Genomic DNA, 18,974 nt, shown 5'->3' on the forward strand with positions numbered 1-18,974 from the left:
TGTATGCCCGGCACCGGCAAAGCGCTGGCGCCGGATTGTCCCCAGCGTCATCATGGCGATGTCCGATTTGGTCCTAAACTGGTCCGTGAACGATCTCGTCCGGCACGGTGTGTGAAGTCACAATTCAACATATCCCGGCGATTGGCGTGGGTTTTCAAAGAGACAGACATGAAACAAGCCCTATTGGTCATTGATGTGCAGGAATCGTTCCGTCTGCGTCCGTATTGGGACGAGGTCGATTTACCGGCGTTCCGCGCCGCGCTCCAGGAATTGCTGGACCAGGCCGCGGCTTCGGGCGTCCCGGCGCTGCGGGTTTTTCATCATGAACCCGACGCCGACACGTCCGATCCCTTCTCCCCACGCTCCGGACTGGTGCGCACGCTGGAGGGCATCCGCTACACGCCGGTGGAAACATTCCACAAAACGGTGCACTCCGCCCTCTACGCCACCGACACTAATGGCACCGCCTTGGAGCACTGGCTGCGCGAACACGGCATCGAGGAAGTGCTGGTGTGCGGCATACGCACCGAGCAATGCTGCGAGACGACCACGCGCCACGCGTCGGACGCGGGCTTCCAGGTGCGGTTCGTGGCGGACGCCACTCTGGCCTTCCCCATGACCAGTGCCGCCGGCCGGCACTATTCCGCGGCCGACATCCGCGACCGCACGGCCCTGGTGCTCGATGGCCGCTTCGCCCGCATCGTCAGCGCGGCCAGGGCGCTGAGCGACTGAAGCCGCCCATGCCTGCCCGGACTTTGCCGTTTCCGGCCGCGCCGCTTCAGGGCGCGGCCTCTACCACCTCTATTACCCCGGTTTATTTCGCTCTATTGCCGCGCACGGTCCTGCTCGATGTGGCCGGCCCGGCGGAAGTGTTCCGCGTCGCCAATAAATACATGCCAGGCGCTTTCGAGCTGCACTTCTGCGGTCCCGTCGACGGCATGGACAGCGGGCTGCCCGGACTGCGCCTGGCCGGCCTGGAGCCGCTGCCGGAACGCTTGCCGGCCCATGCGCTGGCAGTGGTGGCGGGAACCGTGGGCGCCGAGATCGCGTGGGAGCAGACGGAGACGCGCGTCCTGGTCGACTGGCTGGCCCGCCGCCACGCGGAAGACGGCTTTCGCCTGATGACGGTCTGCTGGGGCGCGCTGCTGGCCGCGGCAGCGGGGCTGCTGCATCACCGTGCCTGCACCAGCCACCATTCCTGCCTGGGGATGCTGGCGCGAATAGATCCCGACGCCAGGGTCCTGGACAACCGTATCTTCGTAGAGGATGGACGGGTTCTGAGCAGCGCCGGCTACACGGCCGGCATCGACCTGGCCCTGCACCTGACGGCAGGCCTGTGCGGCCCACGGGTGGCAAGCGCGGTCGCGCGCGAAATGGTGGTGTATCTGCGCCGGGCAGGCGACGATCCGGCGGTGTCGCCCTGGCTGGAGTACCGCAATCATCTGCATCCAACCGTGCACCGGATCCAGGATGCCATCGTGCAGGATCCCGCCGCGTCCTGGACGGCCGAGGTCATGGCGGAGCGCGCCCATACCAGCAGCCGCCACCTGGCGCGCCTGTTCGCCCGCCACGCGGGGTGTTCGCCGCTCGATTACCTGCACCGCATCCGCGTCGCCATGGCGCGCGAATTGGTGCGGGAAAGCGACTTGAGCCTGGAGCATGTGGCGGAGCGCAGCGGTTTCGGCTCCGTGCACCATATGCGCCGGGTCTGGCGCAAATTCGAAGCCATGCCGCCCAGCGCCTGGCGCGGCGCGAACGGCGACGGCCCCGCTAGTCCTTCCGCAGCTTCCCGGTCAGCAGGGGCGGCCCCTGCATTTCCCGGATAGCCTCGATGAACTCACCGATGTCCTCGAAGCTGCGGTAGACCGATGCGAAACGCACATAAGCCACCTTGTCGAGTTTCTTGAGCTCGTTCATCACCAGTTCGCCGACATAGGCGGACGGGACCTCCCGCTTGCCGCTGGCGAGCAGGTCTTCCTCGATGCGCGCCGCGGCGGCATCGACGTCTTCGGTGCTGACCGGCCGCTTACGCAGCGCCAGCGACAGGCTGCCGCGCAGCTTGGCCGGCTCGAAATCGCTGCGGCTGCCGTTGCGCTTCACGATCGACGGCATGGTCAGTTCGACCCGCTCGTAGGTGGTGAAACGCTTGTCACAGGCCTGGCAACGACGGCGCCGACGGATGGTATCGCCCTCTTCCGACACCCGGCTATCAACCACCTGGGTGTCGGCGTGGCCGCAAAATGGACATCGCACGTGCCAGCCCCCTTATCGGCAGCCCTTCCTGTCAGCCGCCGTAAACCGGCAGGCTGGAAGTCAGCGCGTCAACGCGGGCACGCACCGAGGCGATGTTCGCTTCGTCGCGCGGGTTGTCCAGCACGTCGGCGATCAGGTTGGCGGTGAGTTCGGTCTCCGCTTCCTTGAAACCGCGGGTGGTGATGGCCGGCGTGCCCAGGCGGATGCCGCTGGTCACGAAAGGCTTTTCCGGGTCGTTCGGGATAGCGTTCTTGTTGACCGTGATGTGGGCCTGGCCCAGCACTGCTTCGGCTTCCTTGCCGGTGATGCCCTTGGCGCGCAGGTCGACCAGCATGACGTGGCTTTCGGTACGGCCGGAGACGATGCGCACGCCGCGCTTGACCAGGGTTTCCGCCAGCACCTTGGCGTTCTTCACCACTTGCTCGGCGTAGGTCTTGAACTCGGGCTGCAGGGCTTCCTTGAACGCCACGGCCTTGGCAGCCACGACGTGCATCAGGGGACCGCCCTGGATGCCGGGGAAGATGGCGGAATTGATGGCCTTTTCGAATTCCGCCTTCATCATGATGACGCCGCCACGCGGGCCGCGCAGCGACTTGTGCGTGGTCGACGTGACGAAGTCGGCGTGCGGCACGGGGTTGGGATAGACGCCACCGGCCACCAGGCCGGCGTAGTGGGCGATGTCGACCATGAACAGCGCGCCGTTGTCGCGGGCGATGCGGGCCATGCGTTCGAAATCGATGCGCAGCGCGTAGGCGGACGCACCGGCCACGATCAGCTTGGGCTTGTGTTCCTGGGCCAGGGCTTCGACCTGACCGTAGTCCAGCACTTCATTGGCATCCAGGCCGTAGGACTTGAAGTTGTACAGCTTGCCGGAAGCGTTGACCGACGCGCCGTGGGTCAAGTGACCGCCTTCGGCCAGGCTCATGCCCAGCACGGTGTCGCCCGGCTTCAGAACCGCCATATAGACACCCTGATTGGCCTGCGAGCCGGAGTTGGGCTGCACGTTGGCGGCTTCGGCGCCGAACAGCTGCTTCAGACGGTCGATGGCCAGTTGCTCGGCGACGTCGACGTATTCGCAACCGCCGTAGTAGCGCTTGCCAGGATAACCTTCCGCGTACTTGTTGGTCAGCTGCGTACCCTGCGCCTGCATGACGGCGGGGCTGGCGTAGTTCTCGGAAGCGATCAACTCGATGTGCTGTTCCTGACGCACATTTTCTTTCTCGATAACGGCCCAGAGATCGGGGTCAACCTGGGAAAGCGTACGGGAGCGGTCAAACATGGAAAGTCCTGAATGGGGAGTCTGAAAATCGGGGAAAACCAGGGTCAGGCGCTAGTTTACAGCGCCACCCGCGAATGGCATCCCCCCAAGGGATCCTTATGTCGCGGCTCAGGTAGGAAAACGAAGCGAAAAGACCAGGAAACAGACAAAAAAGCGCGCAAAACGCGCCAAATGGCCGTGCGCGGGCAGGCCAGCTCAAGCGAGCATGAAAATATTTCATGCAGATGGCACGGCGCACTGGCGCGAGACCCGGCAGGCAGCAAACCGGCGGGACTGGCCCGCCGGAATGGAAACACGAGGAAAGATCAGGGCCGGATCAGGCCGAGGTGGTACCGATCACCTTGGGCGCCAGATCGGGATTGAGGGTGTAGGTGCCGGTCAGCGAAGCCTGGGCCAGGACCTTGCCCTTGATGGCGGCCAGCACGTCGGCGCCGGTGAAAGCGCCTTCCAGCTCCAGCTTGGGCACACTCAGCGCGTACAAGGTGAAGACGTAGTGGTGCAGCAGCGCGTCATTCCATGGGGGGCACGGGCCGTCGTAGCCAAAATAGTCGCCGCTCATGTCGTGATCGGCCGCGAACCAGTCGGTATAACTGTTCACGCCCTGGCGGGTGCCCTGCGGCGCCAGCGGCCCGCCCTTGCCCCGCGGCGTGATGCCGTTGGAGAACGCGCCTTCCTCGATTTCCCGGGTTTCGGGAGCCAGATCGATCAAGGCCCAATGATAGAAATCCACCCGGGGCAAATCGGCCGGGACCAGGCGGCCTTCCTGGTTGACGTCGTCAGGCTTGCTGGGCACGTCCGGATCGTGGCACACCAACGCGAACGAACGGGTGCCCTCGGGCACGTCGTCCCATGAGAACTGGGGATTGCAGTTATCGGCCAGCGCAATCTTGGTTTGCGCATCAATGCGGCCAAACGCATAGCGTTCGGAAAGCGCCTCGTTATCGGAAAAGGACAAGCTCGCGAGCTTCATGGCATGCCTCCTGGATGTGCGACGGACAGACTTAAGCGTATCTGTTTTGAATTGACTTGCGAAGTTCCATACCCAGGCGTTCAAGGGCGGGCGTGCTGGACGCCCACTTGTAACGGATCCCCCGGTAACGGCGCGTTATTACCCGGCCAAGGTAACACGCGCGAACTTGCGTTTGCCCACCTGGACGACGTACTCCCCGGCGGTCAATTGCAACGATTTGTCTTCCACCTTGTCGCCATTGACACGCACGCCGCCCTGCTCGATGTTGCGCTGGGCTTCGGCGCCGGACGCGCACAGGCCCGCCTCACGCAGCAGCTTGAGGATGCCCAGCGGCGCGCCCGCCACCTTGACCTCCGGCATGTCTTCCGGAACGGCGCCGTCGCGGAAGCGCGCCTCGAACGCGGCCAGCGCGTTCGTCGCCGCCTGGGCGCCATGGAAGCGCCCGACGATTTCCTGGCCCAGGGCGACCTTGGCGTCGCGCGGATTGCGGCCGCCGTCGATTTCCGCCTTCAGGGCCGCGATGTCTTCCAGGGTCCGGAAGGACAGCAGCTCGAAGTAGCGCCACATCAGGGTGTCGGAGATCGACATCAGCTTGCCGAACATCGATTCCGGCGTGTCCGAAATGCCGATGTAGTTGCCCTTGGACTTGGACATCTTCTCGACACCGTCGGTCCCCACCAGCAGCGGCATGGTCAGGATGCACTGCTGCTCCTGGCCGTACTCCTTCTGCAGCTCGCGGCCCACCAGCAGGTTGAATTTCTGGTCGGTGCCGCCCAGTTCGAGGTCGGACTTGAGGGCCACGGAGTCGTAGCCCTGCATCAGGGGGTAAAGGAATTCGTGCACCGAGATGGGCACGCCGCCCTTGAAGCGCTTGGTGAAGTCGTCACGCTCCATCATGCGCGCCACCGTGTACCGCGACGCCAGCTGGATGATGCCGCGCGACCCCAGGGGATCGCACCACTCGGAGTTGTAGCGGATCTCCGTGCGCGCCGGATCCAGCACCAGGCTGGCCTGGGCGTAGTAGGTCTGGGCGTTGGCTTCGATCTGCTCGCGCGTCAGCGGCGGACGGGTGTTGTTGCGGCCGCTGGGATCGCCGATCAGCGAGGTGAAGTCGCCGATCAGGAAGATGACGTTGTGGCCGAGGTCCTGCAGCTGGCGCATCTTGTTCAGCACCACGGTATGCCCCAGGTGGATGTCGGGGGCCGTGGGATCCAGTCCCAGCTTGATGCGCAGCGGCACGCCGGTGGCGCGGCTGCGCGCCAGCTTGCGCGCGAACTCGGCTTCGACCAGCAGTTCGTCGCAGCCTCGTTTGGCGATGCGCAGGTCGGCCTCGACCTCGGGAGTGATGGCGGCTTCAGGGTGGGACATACGTGTGGAAAGATCTATTAATTGGTCGAAAATTCTAGCCGAATCGGCTAGGATAGCGCCCTAATCATACGCAACTGTCACACAGGGGCCCCGTCCCCGAGGTTTTTTCGACGATGACCCGAGGGTTTCAAGACCCGGCGGCCAGCGCGGCACAGACGAATGCCCCGCAAGCCCTAGACGCCGAACCGCCTGTCTCCAAACGCGCCAAATTTTTCCGGGGCGCTCTTGTCGCCTCCGCTCTTGGATTGTTCGCCGCCGCTGCCGCGGTCGGCATGGTCCCGCAAAACGACGCCAGCAGCCTGCCCCCGTCCCAGTTGGTCCAAAGCGTGATGACGCTTTCGCCGGACGAATATCAGGTCAGCGCCAGCCCCGACGCCCCCTACATCAGCGAAACCCGCATCCGCGCCGGCGATACGCTGGCCGCGGTGCTGCAACGCCTGGAACTGGACGACGACAAGCTGCAAGTTTTCCTGACCCACGATGCCAGCGCGCGCAGCATCTACAAGCTTTACCCGGGCCGGTCCGTGCAAGCGGCCACCGACGAAGCCGGCAAGCTGCTGTGGCTGCGTTATATCCACACCCCCGGCAACGAAAGCGATGGCCAGGTGGTAACGCGCTATCTGAACGTGGTTCCCGCGGGCGACAGCTACAAGGCCGAGGAAGTCACCCAGAACACGGACCGCCAGACCCGCGTCGCGGTCGGCACCATCCGTTCGTCGCTGTTCGCGGCCACCGATGAAGCCGGCATCCCCGACTCGGTGACCATGCAGATGGCCGACATCCTCAGCGCCAAGATCGACTTCCTGCGCAACCTGCGCCAGGGCGACGATTTCCGCGTGGTGTACGAAGTCCGCTCCCACGATGGCCGCTATGCCGGCGCCGGCCGCGTGCTGGCCCTGGAATTCAAGAACCAGGACAAGGTCTACACGGCGGTCTGGTACAGCCCGGACGGCGGCACCAACGGCGCCTACTACGGCTTCGACGGCACCAGCCTGCGGGGCGCCTTCCTGCGCACCGCCCTGAAGTTCAGCCGGATCAGCTCGACCTTCGGCATGCGCATGCACCCGATCCACAAGACCTGGACCGGCCACAAGGGCGTGGACTACGCGGCGCCCATGGGCACGCCCATCCACAGCACCTCGGACGGCGTGGTGGAGTTCGCCGGCACGCAGAATGGCTATGGCAACGTGGTCATCGTCAAGCATGACGGCAAGTACTCGACCCTCTATGCGCACCAGAGCCGCATCGCCGAAGGCATCCGCAAGGGCGCCCGCGTCGACCAGGGCCAGGTCATCGGCTACGTCGGCATGACGGGCTGGGCCACCGGGCCCCATCTGCACTACGAGTTCCGCGTCAATAACGAACCGGTCGACCCGCTGTCGGTGGACCTGCCGGTGGCGCGCAGCCTGGAAGGCAATGACAAGGCTGCCTTCGCCAAACTGGCCGCGGGCTACCGCCAGCAGATCGAACTGCTGGCCAAGTTCCAACAGGCCATGCCGGGCGCGCTGGCCAGTGCCAGCGTGAACTGACCACGCCATACCAGGACATTCAGACCATGGGCGCCTCTCGTCTGCTTATCGGTCTGATGTCCGGCACCAGCACGGACGGCGTCGACGGCGTGCTGGCTCGCCTGGGTGGCGACCGTCCCGAACTGCTGGCTCAGGCCGACCTGCCCATGCCGGCGTCCCTTCGCGCTGATTTGCTGGCGCTCAATGCGCCCGGGCCCGACGAGCTCGAGCGCTCGGCGCTGGCCGCACAGGCCCTGGTCGGCGTTTACGCGGATGTCGTGCAGGCCCTGCTGGCGCAAACCGGCGTGGCCGCGGCCGACGTAGCGGCCATCGGCGCCCACGGCCAGACCGTGCGCCACCGCCCGGACCTGGGCTACACCATCCAGTTGAATGCGCCCGCCCTGCTGGCCGAACGCTGCGGCATCGACGTGGTGGCGGACTTCCGCAGCCGTGACGTGGCCGCCGGCGGCCAAGGTGCGCCGCTGGTGCCGGCATTCCACGCGGCGATATTCGCCAGCGCCACGCCGCGCGCGGTGCTGAACCTGGGCGGCATCGCCAACGTCACGCTATTGACGCCGGGCCAGCCCATCGTCGGTTTCGACACCGGGCCCGCCAATATGCTGCTGGACGATTGGTGCCAGCGCCATACCGGGCAACCCTTCGACCGCGACGGCGCCTTTGCCGCCAGCGGCAAGGCCGACGACAACATCCTGAATTACCTGCTGGCCAGCGAACCCTGGTTGCAGCTGCGCCCGCCCAAATCGACGGGCCGCGACCTGTTCAACCGTACCTGGCTCGATCAACGCCTGGCCGCGTGGGCGGGCTATTGCCGTGCCCTGCAACCACAGGACATCCAGGCCACCTTGCAGCGGTTCACCGCGCGCACGGTGGCGGACGCCATCACGGCGAATGCGCCGGATACGCGGGAAGTGCTGGTATGCGGGGGCGGTGTCCGGAACAGCGGACTGATGCGGGACCTGCAGGACTGCCTGCAACGACCCGTGCGCTCGACCGAGGACGAAGGCGTGCCCCCACAGGCCGTGGAGGCATTGGCATTCGCCTGGCTGGCCCAGGCTTTCCTGGACCGGGTCCCGGCCGGGCTACCCGAAGTGACGGGTGCCCGAGGACCGCGCGTGCTGGGCGCGCTCTATCCCGCCTGAGCGGGACCGAGCAAGAACTACGTCAGACCGAGAACGACGAACCGCAACCGCAGGTGGTGGATGCGTTCGGGTTACGGATGACGAACTGCGCGCCTTCCAGGTCTTCCTTGTAATCGATCTCGGCGCCCACCAGGTACTGGAAGCTCATCGGGTCGACCAGCAATTGGACGCCTTCCTTGTCCAGCACCGTGTCATCTTCGTTGGTGGTCTCGTCGAAGGTGAAGCCGTACTGGAAGCCGGAACAGCCGCCACCTTGCACGAACACGCGCAGCTTCAGGTCGGGGTTGCCCTCTTCAGCGAGCAGATCCTTGACCTTGGCCGCGGCGGCGTCGGTAAAGATCAGGGGAATGGGAGGGGGGGCTTGCAGGTCTACGGTTTCGGTAACAGCGTTCATAATCGGGACTCCTGCCCTGTACGGGCGAATTCAAGCGGCACCGAAATGCCGGCATCTGTCGCTACTATACTGCGCGCGACCTGCGCAAGCCCAATACACCTACTCGGTGTCGGGGCTATCAAAAGGGAGCTTTGACGGTTCGTGTCGCGCGTACGACACCGCCTTCCAGCACATTCAGGGTGATGGAATTGGGGACAAACCCGTCGGGCAGGCTTAACAGACCCTGCCCACGCTGGTATTGATCGAAATCGAAGGGAATCATGTCCGGCGGCGTCGGCGCGGGCGCTTGGGCGCCGGCCGTTTTTCCCCCGGCTGAGCCAGTGCCCGCAGCCGGTGTGCCCGGCGTGGCCGCCGCAGTTGCGGGGTCCGCCGGCCGCAAAAGCCGCAGAACCAGGGTTTTCGGCTTGCCGTCCTGCGTCCCGTCGGCGACGAACTGCAGGCTGCCGACGAAAGGCGGACTGCCATTGCGGGCGCTGCGCATCAACAGTACGCGATAGCGCAGGCCATCCGCGGTTTGCTCGATTTCCATGCCACGCACGCTGACCACGCCACCCGGGCCGGCCGGCAGCAGTTGCTCATAAAACGCCAGCTGATCGTGCAGCCTGCCAAGCTGGTCCAGTTGAGTGCCCACTTGCGCGGTCAGGCTTTCGCGCATGGAGCGCTCGACCGCCAGCTCGCCTTCCGCCATATCCAGTTGCCGGCGCACGAATTCCAGGTCGGCGCTGCGCTGGAGCACCTGGGCCTGCAACGCCTGCATCGCTGCCGGGGTCGGCGCGGCGGGATCGTCTTGCGGCTGGCGCAGGAACAGGTACGCGACCTCTCCGCCGATCACCAGACCGACCAATAGCATCAGCAGAATTCGAAACGAAACCGAGCGGAACATGTCTTTTGCAACCAAACGCGGCGAAAAACAAAAAGGCCGCTTTCGCGGCCTTTTTGCTGGGCATTAACGCTTGCTGAACTGCTTGCGACGACGCGCCTTGCGGAAGCCGACCTTCTTACGTTCGACTTCGCGAGCATCGCGGGTCACCAGGCCAGCCTGCGACAGCGCGGGCTTCAGCGTGGCATCGTAGTCGATGAGCGCGCGGGTGATGCCGTGACGCACTGCGCCGGCTTGACCCGATTCGCCACCGCCATGCACGTTGACGCGGATGTCGAAGGACTCCAGGTGGCCAGTCAGTTCCAGCGGCTGGCGCACGACCATACGGCCGGTTTCACGAGCAAAGAACTCGTCGACGGGCTTGCCGTTGACGACGATTTTGCCCGAGCCTTTCTTGAGGAACACACGCGCCACCGAAGTTTTACGACGGCCGGTTCCGTAATTCCAGTTACCGATCATGTCGATTCCTTAGATTTCCAGCAGCTGAGGTTGCTGCGCGGTGTGCGGATGCTTGTCATCGGCGTACACCTTCAGCTTCTTGAACATGGCGTAGCCAAGCGGACCCTTCGGGAGCATGCCCTTGACCGCCTTTTCAATGGCACGGCCGGGGAAACGCTGCTGCATCTTACCGAAGTTGGTCTCGGTGATACCGCCCGGGTAGGTCGAGTGGCGGTAGTACTTCTTGTCCAGCGCCTTGTTCCCGGTAACGACGATATCGGCCGCGTTGATGATGATGATGTAATCACCAGTGTCAACGTGCGGCGTAAAAACGGGTTTGTGCTTGCCACGCAGACGACGTGCGACTTCGCTGGCCACACGACCGAGGACTTTGCCCTTCGCGTCGATCACAAACCAGTCACGCTTGACTTCATGCGGCTTGGCCACAAAGGTCTTCATGATGGTTCCTAGAGAGAAATATTGGTTTTCCGACGGAGATATCCCGTCTGGAATCCCCCCCTTCGCCGCCCCGCCTAAGCGTTGTTGGTTCGCCCGTGCGAGTACGGAAAACAAGGGAAGTCTGCGATTCTAGCACGGATTGCGCAGTTTTTGAACACGGCGGACGCCAGTGGGGCCCGTGGCGTGGCCAAAATACCGTGCCACGCCCCTCAGGGCCACCCGCTCAGCCCCGCGCCAGCAGGGCCTGCACCTCTCGTTCTATCCAGGCCCGCTCGGCCGGCAGGCCGTTGGGATTGCCGGCCCGGTGCCCCCAGATGGAGGGAATGGGCTTCAGCTGGGCACGCCGCAAATGGCCCATTTCGATCTCGCTGTCGGCGACGCGGAAATACATGTCGTGATCGCCGGGCATCAGCAATACGTCGGCCGAGATCGCGCGCAGCGCCGCCGCGAAATCCCCTTTGTAGAGATCGTTGGCGGCGATATCGCCATGCTGCCAGGACCAAAACTGCGCCAGCAGATCGGCCGGATCGCGGCGGGAGAAATGGCCCTCCCAGAAACGGATCAGGTAATCCTCCAGCGAACTGGCGCCCAAGGTCCGCCACGCTTCTTCCCGATAGAAATCCTGCGAAAGCCCCGCCGCCGCGTAGACCCGGCCCATCGCCCGGAAGCCACGTTGCGGGAAGCTGCGAAATTCGCCGTCCTGATACGCGGCATCGGCGGTCAACGCCAGGCTGGCGGCATCGATGAACAGCCGGTTGTAGGAGGAACAGCGCGCCGCGCCGCACACCGCGGCGATGCGCCGGACCCGGTCCGGGAACAGGGCGGCCCAGTGATAGGCCTGCATGGCGCCCATCGAGAAACCATAGACCAGCGCCAGTTCCTCGATACCCCAGACGTCGGCCAGCATCCGCTGCTGAACATGCACGGCGTCATACAGGGTCGTGTGGGGGTAACGCGGTCCTACATAGGGCCACGCGCTGGTCGACGGCGAGCTGGAGACGCCGTTGCCGAACAGATTGGGAATGACGATGAAATAGCGGTCGGGGTCCAGCGCGCCGCCCGGCCCTATCATGTGCTCCTGGTCCAGATGGGTGGCACCGTAGGAGGTCGGGAACAGGATGACGTTGTCCCGATTGGCGTTGAGCTTGCCGTAAGCGGCATAGCCGATACGCAATCCGCGATACGTCAGGCCTGACTGCAGCACCACGTCGCCCGCCTCGTAGACACCTTCTGTTCGATAGCTCGCACTCACAATCTCACTCCCGGATAAAGCCGCGACGCGGCGGGTTGGTTTCCTGCCCTCTATATATATAGAAGAGACCTGCCAAGGGGAACAGGCCCGCACAAAGAAAGGCGGTCCTGCGAAAGGGACGCGGGCCTGGCGTGCTCAGCGCCGGCCGTCTTCCCGGATCATATCGGCCGCGCGCTCGCCCACCATCATCGCGGCGGCACAGGTGTTGGCCGAAGGCGTCTGGGGAATGATGGACGCGTCCGCGATACGCACGCCGGTCAGCCCGATGATGCGCAGGCGTTCGTCGACCACCGCCGCGGGATCCGCAGCCGTGCCTATCCGCGCCGTGCCCACCAGATGCTGGGCCGATGCGCCGTAGCGCGCGGCAAAGTCCAGCAGTTCGTCATCGCTGTCGCCCACCTGGCCCGGCATGGTTTCCTCGACGAAATAGGGCCGCAGCGCCGGCCCGCGCAGGATCGCGCGCGCCTTGCGGATGCCGTCGACCAGCACCGCGCGGTCCAGTTCGTGCGACAGGTAATTCGCCTCGATACGCGGCGGTTGCGCGGGATCCGGCGACTGTACGTGTACCGAACCCCGGCTTCTGGGACGATGCGGCCAGACCCCCGCGGTGACACCGGGAAAATCGTCCAGCACGCCGATCGCGCCGTCCTTGTAGCTTGCCGGCGTGAACACCCCCTGCAGATCCGGCCGCCCGTCCGCATGCGCCGACATGGCGAACCAATGCACGATGGACGGGCTGACCGCCAGCACATTGGGCCGGTTGAGCAGCCAGCGCCCGATTTCGCGCAGCAGGCCGGCGCCCCGTGTCATCTGGTTGATCGTGGTCGCGGTCTTCACGCGCGCCACCACTCTCACGCCGTAGTGATCGGCAAGGTTCTCCCCGACACCCGACAGGGCGTGGCGCAACGGCAGGCCGGCGGCCGCCAGGCGCAAGGGATCGCCGATACCGGACAGTTCCAGCAGGCGCGGCGTATTCAGGGCGCCGCAACTGACCACCACTTCGCGGCGGGCTCGCACTTGCGCCTTGTGGCCGGCACGGACGTAGGCCACGCCGGTCACCCGCTTCGGTTCATCCGCCATGCCAAAGATCAGCGCCTGCGCGCGCGCCTGCGTTCGGATGGACAGGTTCGGCCGTCCGCGCGCCTGCTTCAGATACGTGTTGGCGACCGACGAGCGCCACCGCCCGTCTATCGTGCGCTGAAAATAGCCGGCGCCTGCCTGCGTGGCGCCGTTGTAGTCATCGTTGCCGGGAACGCCCTGCTCTTGCGCTGCCTCGATGAAGGCGTCGCAGATCGTCGAGCGCCACGGCGAGCGCGACACCGCGATATTGCCGTCGCGCCCGTGAAACTCACTATCACCGCCCCCCACCCAGCGTTCCGACCGCTTGAAATAGGGCAGCACGTCCGCATAGGTCCAACCTCGGACGCCCAGGGCCGACCAAGCCAGATAATCCTCGGCCTGCCCCCGGTTGTAGATCAGCCCGTTGATGGACGTCGTTCCCCCCAGGGTGCGCCCCTGCGGCAGCGCGATGGCGCGCTGCGCCGTGCGCGCGCTGGGCTCCGCGGCAAACTGCCAGGTCCAGGCGGGGTCCTTGACCACCTTGATGAAGCCCGCGGGAATGTGCAGCCAGGGCGACCAGTTGCGCTGGCCGGCCTCCAGCAGGCACACCGTCACGGACGGGTCTTCGCTGAGGCGGCTGGCGACGATGGCGCCCGCGGCGCCCGAGCCGACCACCACATAGTCGAACTCTTCAGAAAGCTGGGCGGGCATGGCCTTCCTTGCGTTCGGATTCCCAGGCGCGGCCCGGGATGGCCTCGACCAGCTGGCGCGTATACGGGTGGGCGGGCTGACTCAAGACCTGCGTCGGCACGCCCTCCTCCACCACCTTGCCCTTGTGCATCACCAGAAGGCGGTGGCAGATCTGGGTGGCCACCCGCAGATCATGCGTGATGAACACCATGGCCACCCCCAGGCTCTGCTGCAAGGACTGCAACAGCTCCAGAACCTGCGCCTGAATGGATACGTCCAGCGCCGACACCGACTCGTCGCACACCAGCAGGCGGGGTTCGAGCATCAAGGCCCGCGAGATGCCCACCCGCTGGCGCTGCCCGCCGGAGAAGGCATTGGGATAACGATGCACCGCCTCGGGATCCAGGCCCACGCGCTCCAGCAGCGCCCGCGCCTTCGCCAGCGCGCTGCGCCGGTCCATGCCCAGTTCGCAGGGGCCATCGGTGAGTATCTTGCCGATGGTGTGGCGTGGATTCAGCGACGCGAACGGATCCTGGAAAATCATCTGGATGGACGGCCGATGGCGCCGGAACTGGCGCTGCGTCAGCTTGGCGATGTCGATGCCGTTGAACCAGATTTCACCCGCGTCGATGTCCTGCAGCTTCATCAGGCACTTGGCCACCGAAGACTTGCCGGAACCGGATTCACCGACCACGCCCAGGGTCTCGCCGGGCATGACCGAAAAGCTGATGTCATCCACCGCCCGCACCACGCGCTTGCGCGCGAACAGGCCGCCACCGCTTGCGTAGGCCTTATGCACGCCGCGAAATTCCAGCAAGGGCGACGTGCCGGCGCGATCGACCTGGTCCTCGCGCCCGCGCCCGTGCGGCACGGCCGCGATCAGCTTGCGGGTATAAGCATGCCGCGGCGCGTTCAGAACCTGGGCCGCGCTACCTTTCTCGACGGCCACGCCCTCTTTCATGACGACGATGCGGTCGGCGATGTCGGCGACCACGCCGAAATCATGCGTGATGAACAGCACGGCCATCCCCATGGACGACTGGATCTTGCGGATCAGCGCCAGGATCTGCGCCTGCGTGGTGACATCCAGCGCGGTGGTGGGCTCGTCGGCGATCAGCAGAGCCGGCTCCAGCGCCAAGGCCATGGCGATCATGATGCGTTGGCGCTGTCCGCCCGACAGGCGGAAGGGATACGCCCGCTGCAGCACTTCGGGCTCGGGCAGGCCCACATAGGCCAGCAACTCCAGCATGCGGGCGCGGCGGCGCTGCGGCGTATGCACATTGTGCAAGGCCATGACCTCGATGATCTGGTCGCCGACGGTCATGGTCGGCGTCAACGCCGACATGGGCTCCTGGAAGATCATGCCGATCCTGCTGCCGCGCAGACGCTGCATATCGCCCTCGGGCAGTGTGAGCAAGTCACGGCCGTCAAAGTCGATCCGGCCCGCGACCGGTTTGAGGAAATCGGGCAGCAGGCCCATGATCGCGTTGGCGCTGACGGACTTGCCGGAGCCCGACTCGCCGACCACGCAAAGAATCTCGCCCCGGCGCAGGTCGAAGGAGATATCGCTGACCGCGTAAGCCCGGTCGCCGCCGGGCGGCAAGGCCACCGACAAGCCCTCGACGGACAACAGGACAGGGTTGGTGGATGCATTCATCGGCGGCCTCCGCGTCGCAGTTGCGGATTCAGTACGTCATTGATGCCCTCGCCGATCAGGTTGATCGCGAGAACGGTAAGCAGGATGGCCATGCCGGGCATGATGCTCATCCAGGGCGCTTCGCGCAGCAGGGTGCGGGACGCACCGATCATGAAGCCCCAGCTCATCAGGTTGCGATCGCCCAGCCCCAGGAAGGACAAGGCGGATTCGGTCAGGATGGCGGTAGCGACCATCAGCGACGCCGTCACGATGATGGACGACATCGCATTGGGCAGGATCTGCATGAAGACGATCTTGCTGGTGGGCTGGCCGATCACCACGGCTGCCTGCACGAATTCGCGCTGCCGAAGCGTCAGGAACTCACTGCGCACCAGCCGGGCAACGGGCGGCCACGACACGATGCCGATGGCGCCCACGATGGAATAGACGGAAGGCGTGAAGATCGCCACCAGCACGATGGCCATCGCCAATGGAGGAATGGTCTGGAAGAACTCGGTGATGCGCATCAGCACATCGTCGATACGCCCGCCGAAATAACCGGCCAGCGCGCCGACGGTAATGCCGACGAATACCGCCACCACCGTGGACACCAGGCTCACCAGCAGGGAAACCCGCGCGCCGTAAGCCAGGCCGGCGGCGATGTCGCGCCCCAGCATGTCCGTACCTAGCGGAAACTCGGCGGACTGGAAGGGCTTGATCAGCGGATCGGCCATCATCATCCAGGGCGAATCGGGATAGAGCAATGGCGCGGCCAGGGCCACCACGACCACCAGAAGAAGGAGCAAGGCGCCGCACACGGCGCCGCGGTTGCCGCAATAGTGTCGAAGAAATTGCATGGACTCAGCTCCCGTGCTGCACGCGCGGATCGATGAACCGGTAGGTCAGATCGGTCAGCAGGTTGAAGATCACCACCATCGTGGAGGTCACCAGGAACACGCCCAGCAGCAGCTGGTAGTCGCGCTGCATCAGGGCATCGAACATCAGGCGGCCGATGCCCGGCCAGCCGAAGACGGTTTCGGTGAGCACGGCGCCGCCCGCCAGTTGGCCCAGTTGCAGGCCGGAGAACGTGACGATGGGCAGCAAGGCATTGCGCAGGACGTGCCGGCGAATGATGTAGGCGGTGCCCGCGCCCTTGGCTCTTGCGGTCTTCACGTAGTCCATGCCCATGACATCGAGCATGGACGCGCGCGTCAGGCGCACGTACATCGCCATATAGAACGCACCCAGGGTCACCGTGGGCAGCACCAGGTGCAGCGCGATGTCGCGCACGCGCGCCCAGCCTGCGAGGCCCGCGCCGACGGATTCCATGCCGAAAGCGGGCAGCCAGTCGAGATAGACGGAAAAGAAGATGATGCTCAGCAGGGACAGCCAGAACAAAGGTGTCGCATAGAGCAGCAGGCACACGGACACGATGGCGCTGTCCATCCAGGTGCGCCGCCCCGTGTAGCGGGCCTTGGCCGCCAGCACGCCGAAAAAGACGCCCAGCACCACCGAGAAGATGAAGGCCGCGACCATCAGCAGCAGGGTCGCCGGCAAGCGATCCAGGATCAGGTCCAGCACCGACACCTTCATGCGATAGGAATAGCCCCAGTCGAAATGCAGGATGCCGTTGAGATACTTCATCAACTGCACGCCCACCGGCTGGTCCAGACCGAATTGCTGGCGCAGTTGCAGGACGAAATTGGGATCGCTGGCGCCGGCCTCGCCGGCCATGATGGCGGCGGGATCTCCCGGCGCCAGGCGGATCAGGAAGAAGTTGACCAACACGACGCAGAACACGACCAGCACGGCCTTGCCCAGCTTGGAGATAAGAAGGGATAGCTGTTTCACAGGCTTTCTCTGGATGATGCGAGCCCCACAGCGCGGCTGATGGGGGCGCGCGGCGACGAGGCCCGCCGGCGCGAACCGGCAGACCTCGCGACACCGCGCAAGGCGCGAGACTTACTTGCTCAGATAGACCGACTCGAAGTTGGAATTCGTGCCGACGCCGGTCGTGATCAGGTTGTGGACGTTGTTCTTGAACAAGGTCACGTTCTGATTCTCGAAAAGGAAGCCGTTGGCGACGTCATCGACCAGGATCTTCTGCACTTGCGAGTACAGCTCCTGGCGCTTCTCCGTCGTGGGCGCGGACGACGCTTCGGTGAACAGGCGGTCCACCTCGGGGTTGCGATAACCCTCGTTGTTGACGAAAGGCGAGCCCTTGACGATGTTGCTCGACAGGAACAGACGCGACACGCCGATGGCCGGATCGCCGAACTGGTCGGTGAAGTGGAACGTCAGGTCGAAGTCGAAATTGCCGACCCGCTGAGCCCAGCCGCCCGCGTCGGTGGCATCGATATCGACGTTGAAGCCGAGCTGCGTCAGTGCCTGGCGGGTGTATTCACCCAGGCGGTCCCAAGCCGAGCCATACGGATAGCTGAGGATGCGGATCGGATACTTGCCGACGTCGACACCGGACTCCTTGATCAGCGCGCGCGCCTTCTTGACGTCGTAGTTGTAGACCGGCAGGTTGGCTTCATGGAACAGCGTGGTCGACGAGATCGGGCTGGTCGCCACCTTGCCGATGCCGAAGAAGATGTGATCGACGATGAACTTGCGGTTCAAGGCGTACATGACGGCCTGGCGCACCTTGGCGTTATCGAAGGGCGGCTTGCGCTCGTTCATCACCAGCGACGTGATGGTCGAGTACATCTCCGTGCCCTTGGTGGTGTTCGACACCCCGGCCGTGGCCTTCAGGCGCGCCACGTCGACGTTGTCGATATCGCCGCCGCGCAGCACCTGGACGTCGCCCTTCTCGAACGCCACCGAGCGCGATGCAGCATCGGGAATCACGTGGAAGACGATGCGGTCCAGATACGGCAGGCCCTGCTTCCAGTAGTGCGGATTCTTCTCCAGCACGATATCGGAGCCGCGCTTCCATTCCTTGAACATGAAGGGACCCGTGCCGATCGGATGCTGGTTGGCCGGATTGGTGGCGAAGTCGGTGCCGTCATAGATGTGCTTGGGCACCACCAGGATGTTGTCGGTGCCGAACAGATAGATGAAGGGCGCGAAGCGTTCCTTCAGCTTGAACTGGACGGTGCCCGCGTCCAGCGCGGTGATCGACGCCACGTAGCGGTCGAGGATGGGACGCACGCGCGGGTGCACCTTGCGCAGGAACTTGTCCGCGGTGAACACCACGTCATCGGCCGTGAACGGCTTGCCGTCATGCCAGGTGACGCCGGTCTGCAGATGGAAGGTGTAGGTCAGGCCATCCGCGGAGATGTCCCAGGACTTCGCCAGACCCGGCTTGGGCTCCAGCTTGTCGCTGTAGGTGAGCAGGCCTTCGTAGATCTTGCTGCCGACGTATTGGGTCGGCGACTGCTGGTTCAAGCCCAGCACCAGAATGGGCGGCTCGGGCTGGACGATGGCGTACAGCGTTCCGCCGGCGGTCTGCGCGTGCGCGGCCGTCATCATGGCGGCGGTGGCAAAGGTCGCCGACGCGATGGCGGCCTTCGCCAGCAGACGGCTGATCAAGGACGGACTTGGTTTAGTGCCCTGGTGGCACAGTGGCTGGACCAATTTCATTAAAGTTTCCCCTTGGAGTTGGCACTGCAAAAAAATTACC

General features: G+C 64.7%; 18 protein-coding genes. 4 read left to right on the plus strand and 14 right to left on the minus strand.

The features are described 5' to 3' along the window. Nucleotides 1–168 precede the first annotated feature (168 nt). Together ASB57_RS19955 and ASB57_RS19960 are read left to right on the plus strand one after the other, a co-directional pair. Nucleotides 169–732 (plus strand): isochorismatase family protein, encoded by a 564-nt coding sequence (locus tag ASB57_RS19955; protein WP_057653790.1) that lies wholly within the window; start codon nt 169–171, stop codon nt 730–732. Nucleotides 733–803: 71 nt separating this feature from the next. Beyond that, nucleotides 804–1,826, plus strand: a complete 1,023-nt coding sequence (locus tag ASB57_RS19960) for a GlxA family transcriptional regulator (RefSeq protein WP_156414423.1) — start codon at nt 804–806, stop codon at nt 1,824–1,826. Here ASB57_RS19960 and nrdR read toward each other — a convergent pair. The 4 genes from nrdR to tyrS form a co-directional block, all read right to left on the minus strand. Further along, a complete protein-coding gene (nrdR, locus tag ASB57_RS19965) occupies nt 1,771–2,253 on the minus strand; it encodes a transcriptional regulator NrdR (protein WP_057653791.1) in 483 nt (160 codons plus the stop codon). The two genes, ASB57_RS19960 and nrdR, sit on opposite strands and share 56 nt — an antisense overlap. A 31-nt stretch (nt 2,254–2,284) precedes the next feature. Continuing rightward, on the minus strand, nt 2,285–3,532 hold the full coding sequence (glyA, locus tag ASB57_RS19970) for a serine hydroxymethyltransferase (RefSeq protein ID WP_057653792.1): 1,248 nt from the start codon (nt 3,530–3,532) through the stop codon (nt 2,285–2,287). 316 nt (nt 3,533–3,848) lie between these two features. Beyond that, nucleotides 3,849–4,502, minus strand: coding sequence for a YbhB/YbcL family Raf kinase inhibitor-like protein (locus ASB57_RS19975; RefSeq protein ID WP_057653793.1), 654 nt, complete (start codon nt 4,500–4,502; stop codon nt 3,849–3,851). A 138-nt stretch (nt 4,503–4,640) separates the two neighbouring features. Further along, nucleotides 4,641–5,870 carry a tyrosine--tRNA ligase gene (gene tyrS / locus ASB57_RS19980; protein WP_057653794.1) on the minus strand — a complete coding sequence of 410 codons (1,230 nt, stop codon included), beginning with the start codon at nt 5,868–5,870 and terminating at the stop codon, nt 4,641–4,643. A 113-nt stretch (nt 5,871–5,983) separates the two neighbouring features. Here tyrS and ASB57_RS19985 point away from each other — a divergent pair, with 113 nt between their 5' ends. Together ASB57_RS19985 and ASB57_RS19990 are read left to right on the plus strand one after the other, a co-directional pair. Further along, nucleotides 5,984–7,399 carry a M23 family metallopeptidase gene (locus ASB57_RS19985; RefSeq protein WP_057653795.1) on the plus strand — a complete coding sequence of 472 codons (1,416 nt, stop codon included), beginning with the start codon at nt 5,984–5,986 and terminating at the stop codon, nt 7,397–7,399. Between the two features lie 26 nt (nt 7,400–7,425). Continuing rightward, nucleotides 7,426–8,538, plus strand: a complete 1,113-nt coding sequence (locus tag ASB57_RS19990; RefSeq protein ID WP_057653796.1) for an anhydro-N-acetylmuramic acid kinase — start codon at nt 7,426–7,428, stop codon at nt 8,536–8,538. Between the two features lie 22 nt (nt 8,539–8,560). On the opposite strand, the gene erpA is transcribed toward ASB57_RS19990, so the two are convergent. The 10 genes from erpA to ASB57_RS20040 form a co-directional block, all read right to left on the minus strand. Beyond that, on the minus strand, nt 8,561–8,932 hold the full coding sequence (gene erpA / locus ASB57_RS19995; RefSeq protein ID WP_057653797.1) for an iron-sulfur cluster insertion protein ErpA: 372 nt from the start codon (nt 8,930–8,932) through the stop codon (nt 8,561–8,563). 118 nt (nt 8,933–9,050) lie between these two features. After that, the gene (locus tag ASB57_RS20000; RefSeq protein ID WP_156414218.1) at nt 9,051–9,815 is read right to left on the minus strand and encodes a DUF6776 family protein; all 765 of its coding nucleotides are present in this window, start codon (nt 9,813–9,815) and stop codon (nt 9,051–9,053) included. A 63-nt stretch (nt 9,816–9,878) separates the two neighbouring features. Continuing rightward, nucleotides 9,879–10,271, minus strand: a complete 393-nt coding sequence (rpsI, locus tag ASB57_RS20005) for a 30S ribosomal protein S9 (protein WP_057653799.1) — start codon at nt 10,269–10,271, stop codon at nt 9,879–9,881. Between the two features lie 9 nt (nt 10,272–10,280). Next, on the minus strand, nt 10,281–10,709 hold the full coding sequence (gene rplM, locus ASB57_RS20010) for a 50S ribosomal protein L13 (protein WP_057653800.1): 429 nt from the start codon (nt 10,707–10,709) through the stop codon (nt 10,281–10,283). 223 nt (nt 10,710–10,932) lie between these two features. Further along, nucleotides 10,933–11,961, minus strand: a complete 1,029-nt coding sequence (locus ASB57_RS20015; protein ID WP_057653801.1) for an alpha/beta fold hydrolase — start codon at nt 11,959–11,961, stop codon at nt 10,933–10,935. 135 nt (nt 11,962–12,096) lie between these two features. Further along, nucleotides 12,097–13,731 carry a GMC family oxidoreductase gene (locus tag ASB57_RS20020; RefSeq protein WP_057653802.1) on the minus strand — a complete coding sequence of 545 codons (1,635 nt, stop codon included), beginning with the start codon at nt 13,729–13,731 and terminating at the stop codon, nt 12,097–12,099. Beyond that, nucleotides 13,712–15,367 carry an ABC transporter ATP-binding protein gene (locus ASB57_RS20025; protein WP_057653803.1) on the minus strand — a complete coding sequence of 552 codons (1,656 nt, stop codon included), beginning with the start codon at nt 15,365–15,367 and terminating at the stop codon, nt 13,712–13,714. The genes ASB57_RS20020 and ASB57_RS20025 overlap by 20 nt, the downstream gene beginning before the upstream one ends. After that, a complete protein-coding gene (locus tag ASB57_RS20030; RefSeq protein ID WP_057653804.1) occupies nt 15,364–16,203 on the minus strand; it encodes an ABC transporter permease in 840 nt (279 codons plus the stop codon). Before ASB57_RS20030 ends, ASB57_RS20025 begins: the two co-directional genes overlap by 4 nt. Before the next feature lie 4 nt (nt 16,204–16,207). Next, complete coding sequence (locus ASB57_RS20035; protein ID WP_057653805.1) at nt 16,208–17,197, minus strand: ABC transporter permease; 990 nt, start codon at nt 17,195–17,197, stop codon at nt 16,208–16,210. Between the two features lie 111 nt (nt 17,198–17,308). Continuing rightward, entirely contained in the window at nt 17,309–18,934 is a 1,626-nt protein-coding gene (locus ASB57_RS20040; RefSeq protein WP_057653806.1) for an ABC transporter substrate-binding protein, read from the minus strand. Nucleotides 18,935–18,974 lie beyond the last annotated feature (40 nt).

The sequence above is a fragment of the Bordetella sp. N genome (genome assembly GCF_001433395.1).
GTDB lineage: Bacteria > Pseudomonadota > Gammaproteobacteria > Burkholderiales > Burkholderiaceae_B > Bordetella_C.

What these genes read in the sequence shown, in the direction of transcription:
- ASB57_RS20025 (WP_057653803.1), bottom strand. Translation starts at nt 15,367, where the DNA reads ATGAATGCATCCACCAACCCTGTCCTGTTGTCCGTCGAGGGCTTGTCG.
- rplM (WP_057653800.1), bottom strand. Translation starts at nt 10,709, where the DNA reads ATGAAGACCTTTGTGGCCAAGCCGCATGAAGTCAAGCGTGACTGGTTT.
- ASB57_RS19990 (WP_057653796.1), top strand. Translation starts at nt 7,426, where the DNA reads ATGGGCGCCTCTCGTCTGCTTATCGGTCTGATGTCCGGCACCAGCACG.
- ASB57_RS20020 (WP_057653802.1), bottom strand. Translation starts at nt 13,731, where the DNA reads ATGCCCGCCCAGCTTTCTGAAGAGTTCGACTATGTGGTGGTCGGCTCG.
- ASB57_RS19975 (WP_057653793.1), bottom strand. Translation starts at nt 4,502, where the DNA reads ATGAAGCTCGCGAGCTTGTCCTTTTCCGATAACGAGGCGCTTTCCGAA.
- ASB57_RS19955 (WP_057653790.1), top strand. Translation starts at nt 169, where the DNA reads ATGAAACAAGCCCTATTGGTCATTGATGTGCAGGAATCGTTCCGTCTG.
- erpA (WP_057653797.1), bottom strand. Translation starts at nt 8,932, where the DNA reads ATGAACGCTGTTACCGAAACCGTAGACCTGCAAGCCCCCCCTCCCATT.
- glyA (WP_057653792.1), bottom strand. Translation starts at nt 3,532, where the DNA reads ATGTTTGACCGCTCCCGTACGCTTTCCCAGGTTGACCCCGATCTCTGG.
- rpsI (WP_057653799.1), bottom strand. Translation starts at nt 10,271, where the DNA reads ATGATCGGTAACTGGAATTACGGAACCGGCCGTCGTAAAACTTCGGTG.
- tyrS (WP_057653794.1), bottom strand. Translation starts at nt 5,870, where the DNA reads ATGTCCCACCCTGAAGCCGCCATCACTCCCGAGGTCGAGGCCGACCTG.
- ASB57_RS20040 (WP_057653806.1), bottom strand. Translation starts at nt 18,934, where the DNA reads ATGAAATTGGTCCAGCCACTGTGCCACCAGGGCACTAAACCAAGTCCG.
- ASB57_RS20030 (WP_057653804.1), bottom strand. Translation starts at nt 16,203, where the DNA reads ATGCAATTTCTTCGACACTATTGCGGCAACCGCGGCGCCGTGTGCGGC.
- ASB57_RS20000 (WP_156414218.1), bottom strand. Translation starts at nt 9,815, where the DNA reads ATGTTCCGCTCGGTTTCGTTTCGAATTCTGCTGATGCTATTGGTCGGT.
- ASB57_RS19985 (WP_057653795.1), top strand. Translation starts at nt 5,984, where the DNA reads ATGACCCGAGGGTTTCAAGACCCGGCGGCCAGCGCGGCACAGACGAAT.